Raw genomic sequence first — 15,040 nt, 5'->3', positions numbered from 1 at the left:
GCGCACGACATGGGACGACCGACCAAACCCCTGCTCAGCCGCGAGGGGATAGCAGCCGCAGCCCTCGCACTGGTCGCGGAACAGGGCCTCGACGCCCTGACGATGCGCGCGCTCGCCGCCCGGCTCGGAGTCCGCGGGCCCTCGCTCTACAACCACGTCGCCTCCAAGGAGGACCTCCTGGACGCGGCGACCGAGCTGATCGTCCGGGACCTGGACCGGCACCTGCTCGACGACGAGGACTGGCGGCGCGGGTTCACCGCCTACGCCCACCGGTACCGGCACGCCTACCTGCTGCACCACGGGCTGCTGCCGGTGGTCGCCCGCCGCCCGGTGGCCACCCGCGAGGCCCTGTCCGGGTACGACGCGACCCTGGGCGCCCTGGTGCGGATCGGCTGTACGCCCGCCGAGGCCGCCGAATTCTCCGCGGCGTTCGACTACCTCATCGTCGGCTCGGTCCTGGAGACCTACACCGCGGGCTTCGACCGCACCCCGGACGCCTACCGGCCCGACTATCCGGCTCTGGCCGACGCACTCGAAGCAGCGGGCACCGGGCCGGGCGGCCTGCCAGGGCTGGACGCGCGCGGCTTCGACACGGGCCTGGAACTGCTCCTGGACGGTCTCGCCCACCGGCTCGGCGCACGGCTGCGCCCCGCGGCGCAGTAAATTCACCGGCCCGGGACACCACGGCGCACTAAATTCACCGGCCACCCGACACCGACCGGCACGCAGTGCCCCGCCCCCGCCACAAAACCACCCGGGAGACCTCCATGGACAGCACCGCCACTGTCGTCCGCGCCGCCGACCGGCCCGGTGACCTGGACGCCGCACACCACATCTACCTCAAAGCCGGGTTCACGCTCACGGTCGAGCGGCCCGCCCGGATGTGGGGCCTGGACGCCGTCGAACAGCGGATGGACCTGGACCTGCGGCACAACCTCTAGGTCCTGTCCACGGGCCGAACCGTTGCGGCACTAGGCTTCGCTCCTGTGAGCGAGACGACGACCCAGCTGTTCCGGCCCTGTACGCACTGCGGCAGGCCCGTGGCCCAGAAACCCGGTGCGGGCAGGCCCTTCCGGTACTGCCAGGACAACGACGACGCGTGCATCAAGGCCGCCCGCAACACCCGGCAGCGCACCCGACACGCGCCCGGACTGCCCGGGCAGGTCTCCCGTACGTGGGAGATGGTCGACCGCCTTGAGCAGATGACCGACAGCCTCGCCGACGCCATGGCCGCGGAGCTGAGCGCGTCGGGGGTCGAGAAGCAGCTCGCCGACGTCCGCGCGGAGGCCGCGGCGCAGATCGCCGCCGCGCACAGTGAACGCGTCGCCGCGCAGGAGACCGCCGCGACAGCGCAGGCCGACGCTTCGCAGGCACGGCAGGACGCGAAGCAAGCGGACGCTGACGCGCGGGCCGCCCGTACCGAAGCCCTTGACTCCCTGACCCTCGCCCAGGAGGCGGCCACCGCCCGCGACGGCGCGCTCCTGGAAGCCGACCGCGCCGCCGAGGCCGCCGAAGGCGCCCGCACGCAGTTGGAGCGGGCCGTCACCCGCGCCGAGTCGGACCGCGAGGCCCGCGACGCGGCCGAACGCCGCGCCGAAGAGGCCGCGGAGACCTCCGCCAGGGCACGGGCCCGCGCCGAAGCCGCGGAATCGGCCCGCGGGCAGGCCGAACAGCAGACCGGGGAAGCCGTAAGGGAACGGCAGACCGCAGAAGCCGACCGGGACCGCGCACAGCGCCGCGCCGCCGAGGCCGGACACACGGCCGGGCAGGCGGAGACCGCCCGCGAGGCCGCCGAGACGGCACGGTCCGCCGCCGAAGCCGAGACGGACCGTCTCAGTGCGGCACTGGCCGTCTCCGAGACGGACCGCACCGCGTGCCGGGCCGCCGTAGAGGAACTGACCGTACGGGTGTCCGCCGCCGAGACGGCACGGTCCGTCTCGGAAGCCGAGACCGAACGTCTGCGCACCGCACTGGCAGCCGCCGGGGCGCAGCACGAGACGGCCCGTACCGAACTGGAACGCTCCCGCTCCCGGGTGGAGCAGCTCACCGACCAGGTGATCGGCCTGACGGCCGGGCTGACCCGGGGCAAGGACACCTGACCTGCGACGCTGCGCCGTCGCGGGCCCGAAAACCCGAAGGACGACCGCGTACGGGTCACCTCGCGCGCAGGGCGAGGCCGCCTTCCCGGTAGACTGACCGGCTGAAGGGGAGTAGTCCTGTAGCAACCGGACGGTCGACATACTGGCGCACTCGTGCGCCCGGTCGCCGGGCCCACGGCCTCAAAACCGCGGGTGGACGAGACCTTCGACCAGTCCGTCGTACGCGTTTTCCGCGCCGCGACGCCGACACCGGTCGAAGACGTCCTCCCCTGACAGGCTGGTTGTCCTCGCCCTGCGCGGCGTGTGAGGTGCGGTCTTTGAAAGGCCCCTCCGTCCCATGAGTCTGACCGTCATCGCCACCACGTTTGTGGTCGTGTTCCTCGCTGAACTCCCTGACAAGTCGCTGCTGGCGTCCTTGATGCTCGGCAGCCGGCTGCGCCCGCTGTGGGTGTGGCTGGGCATCGCCACCGCGTTCCTCATCCACGTGGTCATCGCCGTGGCCGCGGGCGGGCTGCTGGCACTGCTGCCCAGGACGCCCGTGCAGATCGTCGTCGCGCTGCTGTTCGCGGTGGGCGCGGCCGTGCTGCTGTTCGGCGGTGACGAGGAGGAGGTCGACGCGGACGCGCCGAAGAAGACCGACGCGTCCGGCTTCCTCGCCACGTTCGCGATCGGCTTCGGTCTGATCTTCGTGTCCGAGTGGGGCGACATCACGCAGTTGGCGACGGCGAACCTCGCCGCGAAGTACGACCCACTGTCGGTGGGCGTCGGCGCGGGCCTGGCGCTGCTTGTGGTGTCCGCACTGGGCGTGGCCGCCGGTTCGGCGCTGCTGCGGGTGGTGCCGATGAAGCTGGTGCGGCGGGTCGCCGGTGTGGTTATGGCGGTGCTTTCGGTCATCACGGTGGTCGAGTTGTTCTGACACCGGGCTGTTCTGACGGCGGGCCCTGGTGACGCCGGGCTCCGCCGGCATCCGGTTTCGGCTGAAACCGGATTCCTCCGGCACCGGGCCGGTCGCCGGATTTGATTCCCTGAGTGACAGTCAGCTTGTAGCGTCGCGTATCCGGTCTGTTCCCGGCCCGGCCCTCTTGCTGGAGAGGCTCACGATGACGTTCGAGATCGTTTCCGCCCCCGCTCCCACTTACCGCTTCCGGTGCACGGTCGGAGGTGAGTCGGTCACGTTCAATTCGACCTCCGGCCTGGCCGTGTCCTACGACACGATCGAGTACCGGGACGGAGCGGGGGACTGGCTGCGGATACCGGACCGGCCGGAGCGGCCGCGGGTGACCCTGCGGCGCGGTGAGCCGGGGAGCGTGAAGGGCGTCTGGGCGGAGTGGGTCGGCGGGATCGACGACAGCGAGGCCGACTTGCGCGACGTCTCGATCGCGTTGACGGCCGGGACGGGCGACGGACCGCTCGTCACCTGGAGGCTGGTGAACGCCTTCCCCGTCAAGTCCGCCACCGGTGACCGGGACGGCGACGGCGTCTATGAGTTCGAAGAGGTGGTCCTGACGGCCGACCGGGTGAGTGTCGAGTTCCACTGACCGGGTGCGCGGTGACGACGCCGGCTGCGCCGGGACCGGCACGGCCGGCGTCTGCTCCCGGGTTCCCGCCCCACCACCGACGCCGAGCACCTGTCCGCACGGGTGGCCGAGGTGACCGCGCAGAACCCGCGGAGCCGAAATCACCACCGAGCGGAAGCTGATTCGCCGCACACGGTCTGCCTACCGGGTGGGATCCCCGCTGCGGAGCGGCAGCGAGACCCAGATCGTCTTCCCCACCAGATCGCCGTCCGGTTCCACGCCACAACTGCCGTACGCCTCGGTGACCAGGGCTTTGACGATGAGCAGCCCGCGGCCGGCGTCGTCGTCCACGGTCTCCAGGAGGGCACGTGGCCGGAAGGGGTGCTGGTCGTGCACCCCGACGTACAAGCTGTCGTCGGCGGTCAGCCGGACGACGACGCTAATCTGCGGGGACAGCACCCCGGCGTGCTTGACGGCGTTGGTGACCAGCTCGGACACGATGACCCGCAGGCTGTACGCGGTGTCGCAGCCCGGCGGCAGGCCCCAGGCGGCTGCGGCCTGGAGCACCGCCCGCCGGACCTGCGGCACCACCGCCGCGTCGGGTGGGATGTCGAATCTGTAGACGGGTGTTCCGGCGTCCAGCACCGTCATGCCGTCCCTCCGCGGGGAAGGCACGGAGCAGAAACGGTCGGACGTCCGGCGCGATGACCGAACCTGGAGTGAGACATGCTGCCCCCGGGGGCCGATGTGCGGCTGTGCGGCCTTTCCGATGAGCGTAGCGACTTCGGGGGCCGTTTCCGTGCCCGATCGACTACTCCGTGTCCGCAACGGCACAGTTCGTGGTAGCGCGACGGTGGTGTTCGGCGGCTCCCGTTGCGTGTGCTCCTTCCGTACGCCGGTTCAGGAGTTCACCTGCGCCACAGCAGCGTCGCCCGCGGACTCGAACAGATCGGAAAGGCCCTGGGCATCGAACCCACGGAGCCCACCGGACTGATACGGGCCAGGTTTGCCCTCACCGCACGGCGGCTACTCGACGGCTGAGGCAGATCCGCCTCGTCACCCTCCGGCACTTACACGGCAGTCCGCCTGATCCCGGGTCCGTCGGCAGTCCACTGCACGGTGTACCGGCTGCGGCCGCCCTCGAGCGCGGTTGCTTTTCATACCCCCCACCCCTATCGTCATCACGTCAACGTATGAACAGATATTCAGGTATCAAGGAACCGGCGGGAGGCGACCTGATGACCGGCACCACGCAGGACCACACGCAGGACGACACCTGCGCCGTACCGGCCGTGGACGGGGACAAAGTCACCGACGTGACCCGCACCCTGCCCGGCCCCGAAGCCACAACCCGCGCGGCGGAGGTCTTCGCCCTCCTGGGCGACCCCGGCCGGCTCCGCCTGCTGCTCGCCCTCCTGGACGGCGAGATGTGCGTATGCGACCTGGCCGCGACAATCGGACAGAGCGAGTCCGGCGTCTCCCACCAGCTGCGCCTGCTGCGGGCCCACCGGGTGGTGACCGCCCGCCGCAGCGGACGCCGCGCCTACTACAAGCTCGCCGACGCCCACGTACGGATGCTCCTCGACCTGGCCCTGACCCACAGCTCCGAGACCCCTGGAGACCCCGCATGAGCGCCGAGCACGACCACGACGGCGACGGGCGCGCAGCGCCCGCGCTTAAAACCGGCCAAGACGGGCACAGCGGACACAACCACGCCGTGTCCGCCGACGCCGACCGCCGCTACCTCACCGGCGCACTGGCCCTGCTCGTCGGATTCCTGCTCGTCGAAGTCGTCGTCGGCGTCATCGCCAACTCCCTGGCACTGATCTCCGACGCCGGGCACATGCTCACCGACTCCATGGCGATCGTCCTGGCCCTGGCCGCCATGCGCCTGGCCGCCAAACCGGCCCGGGGCAAGTGGACGTACGGCTACAAACGCGCCGAAATCATCTCCGCGCAGGTCAACGGCATCACCCTGCTGCTGATGGTCGTCTGGTTCGGCTACGAGGGCATCCGCCGCCTGTTCGACCCGCCCGAGGTCAAGGGCGCCCTGGTCCTGGCCACCGCCCTGGTCGGCATCGTCGTCAACGTCGCCGCCGCCTACCTCATGTCCAAGGCCAACCGCAGCTCGCTCAACGTCCAAGGCGCCTACCAGCACGTCCTCAACGACCTGTGGGCGTTCATCGCCACCGCGATCGCCGGACTCGTCGTCGTCACCACCGGCTTCGCCCGCGCCGACGCCATCGCCTCACTCATCGTCGCCGCCCTCATGCTGCACGCCGGCGTCGGCCTGGTCCGCGACTCGTGGAAGATCCTGCTCGAAGCCGCCCCCGCCGGAGCCGACCCCGCGGAGATCAGCGCCATGCTCACCGACCAGGACGGCATCGCCGAAGTCCACGACCTGCACGTATGGACCATCACCTCAGGCTTCCCCGCCCTGTCCGCACACATCCTGGTCGACACCGGCCGGGACTGCCACGCGCTGCGCGTCGACATGGAACGGATCCTCCACGACAAATGGGGGATCGAACACACCACCCTGCAGGTCGACCACGTCCCGTCGAGGCTGCTGACCATAGGCGACAGCGCCGCCGGACACTGCGCGACCTAGGTCCTGTTCTGGGTTTCCCCCCGGGCCCGCGCCGCCTGGCACCGCCCCTCGCGGCGTTGCCGAATCCTCCAGGTACTGACCCCCGGTACGGGTCCGGATCCGGCGCCCTGCGACGGACGACGCCTGCGCTTGGAGCCGGATTCAGAAAGGACCCCCAGGCGGTCACCCGCCCGGGGGTCCTTCCATACGCGAATCCGCTGCTCCTCAGCCCGCCTTCTTCAGCGGGCGCGTCAGTTCGAGTTCGAACCCGCGGTGCGCACCGCGCGCAGGCGCTCGGCGCGCAGCTGCTCGTGCCAGCGGTCCTCCAGCGGCGTCAGCGGCACACCGGTGGCCCACGTGATCAGTACGTCCGCGAGACCCGGGTTGCGGGACATCACCGGACCGTGCAGGTAAGTGCCGATGACCTTGCCGCTGTACGCGCCCTCAGTGCCGTCACCCGTACCGTTGCCGAACCCGGAGCTCACCCGGGCCAGCGGCCTGGCGCCGGGGCCGATGTGCGTCACACCCTGGTGGTTCTCGAAACCGGACAGCTGCGGGAGCCGCAGCTCCGGGGCGACGTCCGCCAGGACCTCACCCACACAACGCCGGCCCACCGGCCCGCGCCCGGACGTCACATCGAGCAGGCCCAGGCCCGACTCGACCCGGTCCAGGTCGTCGACGAACTCATGCCCGATGATCTGGTAACCCGCGCACACCGCGAGCAGCGTCGCACCGGACGCCACCGCCTGCGACAGGCCCGGGTCCCGGCGCAGCCGCTCAGCCGCCAGCCGCTGCGGGCGGTCCTCACCGCCGCCGATCAGGTAGATGTCGCCCTGCGTCGGCACCGCCTGGTCCGAGCGCACGTCCACCCGCTCGACCTCGATTCCGCGCAACTGCGCCCGGCGCTCCACGATCAGGGCGTTGCCCTGGTCGCCGTAAGTGCTCAGCAAGTCGGGGTAGACCCAAACGATCCGAAGCCTGCTCTGCCCGATCACGCCTGGTCTCCCTTGATACGACGGCGCAGCGACTGGAACGCCGTGTAGTTCGCGATCACTTCGATCTGTCCGGGCGGGCACGCGGCCACCGCGTCGGACAAGTCTTCGAACACCTGGAACGGCAGGCCCGCGACGTCCAGGCGCACCGCCAGGTCCACGCGGCGCTGGCCCAGCACGAACAACGGGTGCCCGGCCAACTGCCTGAAGTCGACGTCCCAGATCCAGGACGTGTCCTTGCCGTCGGCGTCCAGCGCGTTGACCGACAAGATCACCGGGGTCGGCGGCGGGTCGATGAGCGAGAACGTCTCGACCCATCCCGCCGGATTCTTCGCCAGGAGCAGGCGCAGTTTGCGCCCGGCGAACTCGACCACGTCGTACCGGCCGGCGACCGCCTTGACGTGCGTCATGCGCTCCATCGCGGCGGCCGTCGGCACACCGAACACCGACGCGACCGCGGCCGCGGTCACCGCGTTGGCCCGGTTCGCCCGGCCCGGCAGGCTCAGCTGGATGGGCCACACCTTGCCGTCCGGGTCGACCATACGGTCGCCCACCAGCGCCCACGTGGCCTGCGGGCGACGGAAGTCGCACTCACCACAGAACCAGTCGTCACCCGGACGCTGCATCACACCACCGCACGACGGACAGGACCAGGAGTCCTCCTGCCACGTCTGGCCGACGGCGACCCACACCACTTCGGTGCTCGACGAAGCCGACCACACCACCAGCGGGTCGTCGGCGTTGGCCACCACGACCGCGCCGGAACCGCGCAGACCCTCACGCCACAGTTCAGCCATCATGCGGGTCTCGGCGGCCCGGTCCAGCTGGTCGCGCGACAGGTTCAGCAGCGCGATCACCAAAGGCTCAGCATCGCGGGCGACACCCGGCAGGTACTTCTCGTCGACCTCGATCACGCCGTACTGCGCCTCAGGACCGGCACCGGCCAGCGCGGCGGTGATGCCCGCGGGCATGTTCGCGCCCAGCGCGTTGGACACCACCGGGCCCGCCGCCCGCATCGCCTCGGCGATCAGCCGCGTCGTGGTCGTCTTGCCGTTGGTGCCCGACACCAGCACGGTCTGCAGACCGTCGGACAGCTGTGCGAGCAGATCGGGCGCGATCCGCAGGGCCAGTTTGCCCCCGATCACCGAACCGCTGCCCTTGCCCGCGCGCCGCGAGATCGCCGCGGTGACCCGCGACGCGGCCATCGCCAGCTTCGCGCGCGGCGGCAGCGGTTCAGAGCCCCGCTGCACACCCCCTGGGCCGGGGACCATGTTGCCTGCCATCGGTTACCGATCCTCCAGGGGCCACCCGCAGCGCGGACAACCCGACGTCATTCGGCGCCAACCCTACCGAGCGCGGCACCCCAGCCGCCCCACGCGTACCCCGTCAGCGCACTTCCTCCGATGCTGGAAGCCCCTGGCCCGGTGCCCCCAGGCCGACCGCGACCGCCGCGGCGGCCACCGCGAGCAGGACCCGGTACGCGCTGTCGCCGACCGGCGCGGGTCCAGGACGTTCCGCACCGGCCGCGTCCACGATGTCGGACACCGCCTGGAACCAGCCCCACACCGCCGCCTCCCGATCCGTGCCCCTGCCGTTGCCCAGGGCCTGCAACAGGCCCAGGGCCAGGACGACATCGCGTACGCCAAGGCCCCGCACCAGCGCCGACTGGTCGGCGGGGAGGCCGCCGCGGCCCGGCATCCACCGCACCGCCACCTTCGGCGACGCCACCGCCACCACCCCGGCCGCGACCCGCGCCACCGCACACAATCTGGCTATCCGAACCGCGTCCATCTGTGCTCCCCCTAATGCCGGCTCCAAGCACGGCGTTCTCCTCACGTCCCCGTCGCTTCGCTCCGGGGCCGTTCGGCGCCGTGCGTCGCCGGACAAGCTGCGACCTTCGGTCGCGCTCCCTCGCTGTCGCTCGGTCGCCTCGTTCGTGGTGCTGCCTTCGCTTCGCTCCGGGGCCGTTCGGCGCCGTGCGTCGCCGGACAAGCTGCGACCTTCGGTCGCGCTCCCTCGCTGTCGCTCGGTCGCCTCGTTCGTGGTGCTGCCTTCGCTTCGCTTTGCTCAGTCGCCTCACCGTGGCGCGACTCGGGACGCCTCACGTCCGTCGTCTTGTACGGCTTACTCACGGTGTGCCCCGTCGGGGCGGTACACCACCAGACGACGCGTCTTGGCCACCTGCAGTTGCGAGGCGCCGGGCCGGACCTCGCCGTCCACGGCCAGCTCCGCGCCCTCCTGGATCTCGGTGAGCCGCACAGTGGGGGCGGTGCCCGCCTCGTACACCCGCGAACGACCAAGGGTGCCGGTCAGCACCGCGGCCACCAGGCGGGTCCGGGCGAACCTGCGCGCCGCGTCCACCAGCCGCACGTCGAGCAGCCCGTCGGACAGGTCCGGGCGGTAAGTGGGGGTGAACCCCGCCGGGGCGTACTCCCCGTTGCCCAGGAACAGCAGCCACACCGTCCGGGGACGGCCGTTGACCCGCATCTTCACCGGACGGCCGTCCCGCAGCACCTTCGCCAGCGCCCACGTCATCGCCGGCCACTTGCCGATCCGGCCCTCCAAGGACTCGCGCACCCGCACCAGCTCGGGGTACACGCCCAGCGAGAACGTGTTGAGGAAGATCTCCGGCTCGCCGTCGTCCGGATCGGCGAACGCGTGCGCCCGGTCCCGGGCCAGCTCGGCCACGTCCACCAGGACCGCACAGCCCTCACCCAGCGCCTGCGCGGTGTCCTCCAGGCGGTACAGGCCCAGGTCACCGGCGAAGTGGTTCAGCGTCCCGGCCGGGAACACCGCCAACGGCAGGCCCTGGTCCAGAGCCACCCTGGCCCCGCAGTTGACCGACCCGTCGCCGCCGGCCACACCGAGCACCGCCGCACCGTCGGCGGCCTTCGACAACGCCTCCATCAGGTCCTCGTCGGGGCCGCGCTCGATCACCGTGGCCTGCGGCAGCAGCGCCCTGATCCGCGCCGCGACACTCTCCTCGGGCGTGACCCCCGGCACCGTCGGCCCCGCGGACGCGTTGGTCACCACGACCAGCCCCGCGCCCTGGGACAACTGCGGCACTTCCGTACGCACCACAGCCGCCAGCGCCGCCTGGTCGGGCCGGCGCGGCCACCACCGCAGCGTCACCGCCGCCATCCCCACGCCCAGCGCGGCACCCGCCAGCACGTCACCGGGGTAATGCACCCCCGTGTACACCCGGGAGAACGCCACCCCGCCGGCGACCGCGCCCACCGCGACACCGAGTTTCGGGGACTCCAGCGCCACACCCGCGGCGAACGCCGCCGCCGAGGCCGCGTGCCCCGAAGGGAACGACGTCGTCCACGGCTGCTTGTGCAACCGCCGCACATGCGGCACCGGGTCGAGCAGCGGACGCGGCCGACGGATCCACGACTTCAGGACCGTGTTGGTCACCGCCGAGGCCAACGCCACCGACCCCACACCACGCAGTGCCGCCCGCCGCCCCGGACGCCCGCCCGCCAGAGCCATCCCGGCCGCCGCGACACCCCACACCCGGGAGTGGTTCGCCGCCCGCGACAACGCCGGCAACGCACGGTTCGCCCACGGCACATGATGCTCAGCCACCCAGATGAATGCCATCCGGTCAAGATTGTGGATCATTCCCATGCGCCCGCCTCTACCCACTAACCCGACTTCGAACGCGTCGAGCGTACGGGGCGGGCGGGCGGACGCCTGACAAGCCCTCAGCGGAAACTCACAACAAGCCTGAAAGACGCTTGAGGTCCCCGTTGTACTCGATCTGCTCAGCCCAGCCCTGCGGCCACACGTCCATGCCGTACGCCGCCCCCACCAGCGCCCCGGCGATCGCCGCGATCGAGTCCGAGTCACCGCCCGTCGCCGCGCCCCGGGCCAGCACACACACCGGCTCGTCCACGTACAACCGGAAGCACAGGACCGCCGTCGCCAAGGCCTCCTCGGCGATCCAGCCCTGCCCCGTCGCCTGGCACGGGTCCGTCCGGCGGTCCCCGTCCGCCACCCCGGCGTCAAGCCGGTCCAGGACCTCCAGGCACTCGTCCCACCCGCGCTCGATGAACGCCTCAGGGGTCGAGCCGAACGGGCCCCGCCACAGCTCGTCGCCCAGCCAGTCACCCCGGTAGACGCTGCGCTGCGCCTGCGCGTGCGCCCGCAGGAAGGCCGGGAGGTCCCGCGGGGCCGTGCCGTGGCGCAGTGTGTGCACCGCGGCGGTCGTCAGGTCGGACGCGGCCAGCGCGGTGGGGTGGCCGTGCGTCAGCGCCGCCTGGAGCTGCGCCGCGCCGAGCATGTCGTCCGTACCGACCCCGTCGGTCAGGCCGAGCGGCGTCGTGCGCATGTTCGCCCCACAGCCCTTGGAGCCGCGCCGGGTGGCGGTCGTCCAGTGCAGGCCGGCGGCGAGTACCGCGCACGCGCCCATGCACGTGTTGCCCGGAGCACGATTGTTGTCGGGGGAGTCCCACCAGGCCAGGAACCGGTCCCGTACGCGGGACTCGAAACGCTCGGCCGTGAACGCGCCGCCGTCCCCGCGGGTGGCCACTACGGCGTCGGCGACCGCCAGCATCATCTGCGTGTCGTCGGTGACCTGCGCCGGGAAGCCCTTCAGCTCCATGGGCCCCGGCAGGTCGTACTCCTTGACGATCCTGGCGTACGGCCAGAACTCCGTCTCCGCGCCCAGGGCGTCCCCGTACGCCAGCCCGAACATGCTCCCCGCAACCGCGTCCCGCACCATCAGGAACCACCCCTTCATATCGTCATGTTGACGATATCAGAGGTCCGTGCCGCATCGCACGCATATTCCACAGCCCGTCAGGCCACACACCACCCATGGACGTTCTCTCCAGCCGCATCCTCCTGCGGCCCACCGACCTCGAACGCACCCGCACCTTCTACCGCGACGTGCTCAACCTCCCGATCCTCCGCGAATTCAGCACCGGACCCACCCGCGGCACCGTCTTCTTCCTCGGCGGCGGACACCTCGAAGTGTCCGCCGGCAGCGACACCCCACCCACCGAAGCAACCCAGCTCTGGCTCCAGGTCCGCGACCTCGCCGCCACCGCCAAGGAACTCCTCACCCAGGGCGTCACCGTCCTGCGCGAACCCAGGCGCGAACCGTGGGGACTGGACGAGATGTGGATCGCCGACCCGGACGGCCTGCGCATCTGCATCGTCGAGATCCCAGCCGAACACCCGCTGCGCTACAGGGCTTAGGCCGGGCTGTACTTATGCCGGGCTCCAAGCGCAGGCGTTTTCCTCACGCCGCCTTCGCTTCGCTCAGTCGTCGTTCGGCGCCTGCGCGTCGCCCGGTCAAGCCGCGACCTCCGGTCGCGCTCGGGACGCTGCGCGCCCTCGCCTTGTGGGAGTGTCGCTCAGTCGTCGTTCGGCGCCTGCGCGTCGCCCGGTCAAGCCGCGACCTCCGGTCGCGCTCGGGACGCTGCGCGCCCTCGCCTTGTGGGAGTGTCGCTCAGTCGTCGTTCGGCGCCTGCGCGTCGCCCGGTCAAGCCGCGACCTCCGGTCGCGCTCGGGACGCTGCGCGCCCTTCGCCCCGCACAGAGCGGCCATCTTCCAGCGGCACCGCCGACCTGAACACCGGCCGCCTGGTCCCTTCCGACGGCTACTTCCGCATGACCAGCACGTCCAAGACGCTGGTCGCCACCGTGGTCCGCCAACTGGAGGCCGAGGGCGAACTGTCCCTGGATGACACGGTCGACCGCTGGCTGCCAGGAGTGGTGCGGGGACGACATGGACCACAGTTCACCTGGTTGCCGAGGGCCTGGTGCGCGGGGTGGCGGCTGGGCAGGCTAGTTTGCCCGGATGAGTCTCCTCGATGATGTGGCCGAGCGTGACAGCTGGCGGTGCTGGGTGTGCGACGAACCGGTCGACTCCGACAAGTCGGTGAACGACCCGCGGGGGCCCAGCGTTGACAGCCGGACCGCCGACCGGAAGGCCAAGGTCGCCGAGCGGCTCGCGCACCGCGGGTGCAACACCCGCAAGGGCGCGGTCAAGGTGGTCATCGCCTGGCCGGACCGCCTGTACGTGGTCGAACCCGCGCCGCTGGTCGCCGTCGCCGGGAGGCTGGAGCGCAAGGGGGGCCGCGAGATGGTGGGCCGTTGTCCGACCAGGCGGGACGCCCAAGAAGCGGCGGACTGGCTGGTGGACCGGTTCTCCCGACTGGTACCGGGGCTGCCGGTGACCGCCGGTATCGAGGCGGGCGGCGGCCAGTTCCTCGTCATCCTGGCCACCGGCCGCCGCTGACCGGGGACCACCAGGGCACCCCCCTTCCCTGCGCGCCCCCGCGTTGCCGGGGCCGGAGCACCCCTGCAACCCCGGCAACCTACGGCTGCGCCAAAGGTGACCGCCCCAGCGCCTCGGCCGCGGCCACCGACGACGGGTCCAGGTACACCGACGTCGTCGACACATCCCCATGGCCCAGGATGTCGGCCACCGTCCCCACATCCGCCCCCGCCTGCCGCAGCAGCACCGTCGCCGCCGTGTGCCGCAGACCGTGCGGCGTCACCTCCTGCCGCAGACCCGGCGGCATGTGCCGCACATGCCGGTGCACCATCCGCTGGACGTCCCGCGGATCCATCCGCCGGCCCCGCACCGTCACCACCAGCGCCCGCTGGGCGTCGGCGCGGGCCTGCGGCGCGTCCGACGCCGGGGGAGCCGGGCGCTCCCGCGCCTGGTAACGGTCGAGGATCTCCACCAGGGCGTCCGACAACGGCACGTCCCGCGCCCGGCCGCCCTTGCCCCGGCGGATGTGCAGCACCCACCCGCCCGAGGTCCGGTGCCGCCGTACGTCCTCCACGTTGGCCGCGCACACCTCCGACACCCGCGGCCCCGTCTCCGTCAGCAACCGCAGGAGCGCCTCGTCGCGCAGGCCCAACTCCTGGTCGGCCCGCAGCCGGCCGTCCTCCTTCGCCGGAACAGCGCCGGGGGAGTCCCGCAGCGCCCGCGCCTCCTCCACACTCAGACCCAGGCGCGCCCCCTTGGCCCGCGACGGAACCCGCACCCGGGTCACCTGCGGCATCGGATCGGCCACCACATACCCCTGGTCGAGGGCCCACGAGAACAGTCCGCGTACGGACGCCAGCCAGCGCGCCCGCGCGTGCAGACCGCGACCCGGGACCTCGTCCCCGTCACCGCCGATCTTCCGGCCCCGCGTGAAACGTCGGTCCGGCGCGGAAGCGATCCGTACGACGGCCAACTCGACGTCCTGGGCCTCCACGTCGTCCAGCACCGTCGCCGCACCCACCAGCGCGGTGAACTCCGCGACATCCCGCGAGTAAGCCCGCACCGTCGCCGCCGACAAGGACCCCATCGCCGCCCGCAGCCCCAACGCGTCGACGTACTCGTCCGCCGCGCGCCCCACACAAACCCGGTCCAGCTTCCGCGGCGCAGCCACCGCACACCTCCACACTCACCGACCGGCGGCCGGACACCGCCCACAGTCGTACCCTTGCCACACAAAGCCAAAGATCCCGCAGATCCCGCGCACAAGGAGCAACCCGTGCCCCAGGAAGTGTCCGTCAGCAAGAACCCGCTGCCCGGCATCGGCACCCAGTACCGCATCAGCCTCAAAGGCGGACAGGTCATCAGTGTCGTCACCAAACGCGACGGGTCACGCTCCATCGCCTCCTACGCCGACGACGACCCGGACGCCTGCCGCCCCGGCATCGCCCTGACCGCCGCCGAAGCCGCCGTCCTGGCCCGCCTGCTCACCGACGACCAGCGCTGACACCGGGCTCCAAGCGGAGGCGCCCGCCGCGGAGCGGCTGTGGTTCACAGCCCTGGTTCACAGCCCTGGTTCACAGCCCTGGTTCACAGCCTCCCACCCGCCGTCACTCC

General features: G+C 71.6%; 18 protein-coding genes. 11 read left to right on the top strand and 7 right to left on the bottom strand.

Translation table 11 applies throughout. The features are described from left to right. The first annotated feature begins 9 nt into the window (after window positions 1–9). The 5 genes from AC0Z36_RS18960 (at window position 10) to AC0Z36_RS18940 (ending at window position 3,637) form a co-directional block, all read left to right on the top strand. Window positions 10–663, top strand: coding sequence for a TetR/AcrR family transcriptional regulator (locus AC0Z36_RS18960; protein WP_485464125.1), 654 nt, complete (start codon window positions 10–12; stop codon window positions 661–663). 104 nt (window positions 664–767) lie between these two features. After that, a complete protein-coding gene (locus AC0Z36_RS18955) occupies window positions 768–941 on the top strand; it encodes a hypothetical protein (protein WP_485464124.1) in 174 nt (57 codons plus the stop codon). Between the two features lie 45 nt (window positions 942–986). After that, window positions 987–2,099, top strand: coding sequence for a hypothetical protein (locus AC0Z36_RS18950; RefSeq protein WP_485464123.1), 1,113 nt, complete (start codon window positions 987–989; stop codon window positions 2,097–2,099). Window positions 2,100–2,436: 337 nt separating this feature from the next. Then, entirely contained in the window at window positions 2,437–3,015 is a 579-nt protein-coding gene (locus AC0Z36_RS18945; protein ID WP_485464122.1) for a TMEM165/GDT1 family protein, read from the top strand. 184 nt (window positions 3,016–3,199) lie between these two features. Beyond that, window positions 3,200–3,637 (top strand): phage tail protein, encoded by a 438-nt coding sequence (locus tag AC0Z36_RS18940; protein WP_485464121.1) that lies wholly within the window; start codon window positions 3,200–3,202, stop codon window positions 3,635–3,637. Between the two features lie 180 nt (window positions 3,638–3,817). On the opposite strand, the gene AC0Z36_RS18935 is transcribed toward AC0Z36_RS18940, so the two are convergent. Next, window positions 3,818–4,267 carry an ATP-binding protein gene (locus AC0Z36_RS18935; RefSeq protein WP_485464120.1) on the bottom strand — a complete coding sequence of 150 codons (450 nt, stop codon included), beginning with the start codon at window positions 4,265–4,267 and terminating at the stop codon, window positions 3,818–3,820. Between the two features lie 587 nt (window positions 4,268–4,854). Here AC0Z36_RS18935 and AC0Z36_RS18930 point away from each other — a divergent pair. Both AC0Z36_RS18930 and AC0Z36_RS18925 read left to right on the top strand, forming a co-directional pair. Beyond that, a complete protein-coding gene (locus AC0Z36_RS18930; protein WP_485464119.1) occupies window positions 4,855–5,247 on the top strand; it encodes an ArsR/SmtB family transcription factor in 393 nt (130 codons plus the stop codon). After that, window positions 5,244–6,227, top strand: a complete 984-nt coding sequence (locus tag AC0Z36_RS18925) for a cation diffusion facilitator family transporter (RefSeq protein ID WP_485464118.1) — start codon at window positions 5,244–5,246, stop codon at window positions 6,225–6,227. The genes AC0Z36_RS18930 and AC0Z36_RS18925 overlap by 4 nt, the downstream gene beginning before the upstream one ends. Window positions 6,228–6,457: 230 nt before the next feature. On the opposite strand, the gene AC0Z36_RS18920 is transcribed toward AC0Z36_RS18925, so the two are convergent. The 5 genes from AC0Z36_RS18920 to AC0Z36_RS18900 all read right to left on the bottom strand — a co-directional run bounded on the left by AC0Z36_RS18920 (window position 6,458) and on the right by AC0Z36_RS18900 (window position 11,942). Next, window positions 6,458–7,198, bottom strand: coding sequence for a type 1 glutamine amidotransferase (locus tag AC0Z36_RS18920; protein WP_485464145.1), 741 nt, complete (start codon window positions 7,196–7,198; stop codon window positions 6,458–6,460). After that, complete coding sequence (locus AC0Z36_RS18915) at window positions 7,198–8,469, bottom strand: MurT ligase domain-containing protein (protein ID WP_485464144.1); 1,272 nt, start codon at window positions 8,467–8,469, stop codon at window positions 7,198–7,200. Before AC0Z36_RS18915 ends, AC0Z36_RS18920 begins: the two co-directional genes overlap by 1 nt. Window positions 8,470–8,584: 115 nt before the next feature. Continuing rightward, complete coding sequence (locus AC0Z36_RS18910) at window positions 8,585–8,956, bottom strand: hypothetical protein (protein ID WP_485464117.1); 372 nt, start codon at window positions 8,954–8,956, stop codon at window positions 8,585–8,587. 366 nt (window positions 8,957–9,322) lie between these two features. After that, entirely contained in the window at window positions 9,323–10,801 is a 1,479-nt protein-coding gene (locus AC0Z36_RS18905; protein ID WP_485464116.1) for a phosphatase PAP2 family protein, read from the bottom strand. A 115-nt stretch (window positions 10,802–10,916) separates the two neighbouring features. Continuing rightward, the gene (locus tag AC0Z36_RS18900) at window positions 10,917–11,942 is read right to left on the bottom strand and encodes an ADP-ribosylglycohydrolase family protein (RefSeq protein ID WP_485464115.1); all 1,026 of its coding nucleotides are present in this window, start codon (window positions 11,940–11,942) and stop codon (window positions 10,917–10,919) included. A gap of 77 nt (window positions 11,943–12,019) precedes the next feature. On the opposite strand from AC0Z36_RS18900, the gene AC0Z36_RS18895 reads away from it, so the two are divergent. Genes AC0Z36_RS18895 through AC0Z36_RS18885 form a run of 3 tightly spaced genes read left to right on the top strand, consistent with a single transcriptional unit; the run spans window position 12,020 to window position 13,447 of the window. Next, window positions 12,020–12,403: a VOC family protein gene (locus AC0Z36_RS18895; protein ID WP_485464114.1), complete on the top strand. Its 384-nt coding sequence runs from the start codon at window positions 12,020–12,022 to the stop codon at window positions 12,401–12,403. 14 nt (window positions 12,404–12,417) lie between these two features. Next, window positions 12,418–13,023 carry a serine hydrolase gene (locus tag AC0Z36_RS18890; protein WP_485464113.1) on the top strand — a complete coding sequence of 202 codons (606 nt, stop codon included), beginning with the start codon at window positions 12,418–12,420 and terminating at the stop codon, window positions 13,021–13,023. Next, entirely contained in the window at window positions 13,007–13,447 is a 441-nt protein-coding gene (locus AC0Z36_RS18885) for a hypothetical protein (RefSeq protein WP_485464112.1), read from the top strand. Before AC0Z36_RS18890 ends, AC0Z36_RS18885 begins: the two co-directional genes overlap by 17 nt. Before the next feature lie 79 nt (window positions 13,448–13,526). Here AC0Z36_RS18885 and AC0Z36_RS18880 read toward each other — a convergent pair whose 3' ends face one another. Beyond that, complete coding sequence (locus AC0Z36_RS18880; RefSeq protein WP_485464111.1) at window positions 13,527–14,597, bottom strand: tyrosine-type recombinase/integrase; 1,071 nt, start codon at window positions 14,595–14,597, stop codon at window positions 13,527–13,529. 105 nt (window positions 14,598–14,702) lie between these two features. On the opposite strand from AC0Z36_RS18880, the gene AC0Z36_RS18875 reads away from it, so the two are divergent. Beyond that, window positions 14,703–14,930, top strand: a complete 228-nt coding sequence (locus AC0Z36_RS18875) for a cation:proton antiporter regulatory subunit (protein WP_485464110.1) — start codon at window positions 14,703–14,705, stop codon at window positions 14,928–14,930. Window positions 14,931–15,040 lie beyond the last annotated feature (110 nt).

It is taken from the genome of Kitasatospora sp. UYEF31 (genome assembly GCF_057291755.1).
Note: the sequence above shows the minus strand (reverse complement) of the source record. Positions and strands in the feature narration are given on the sequence as shown.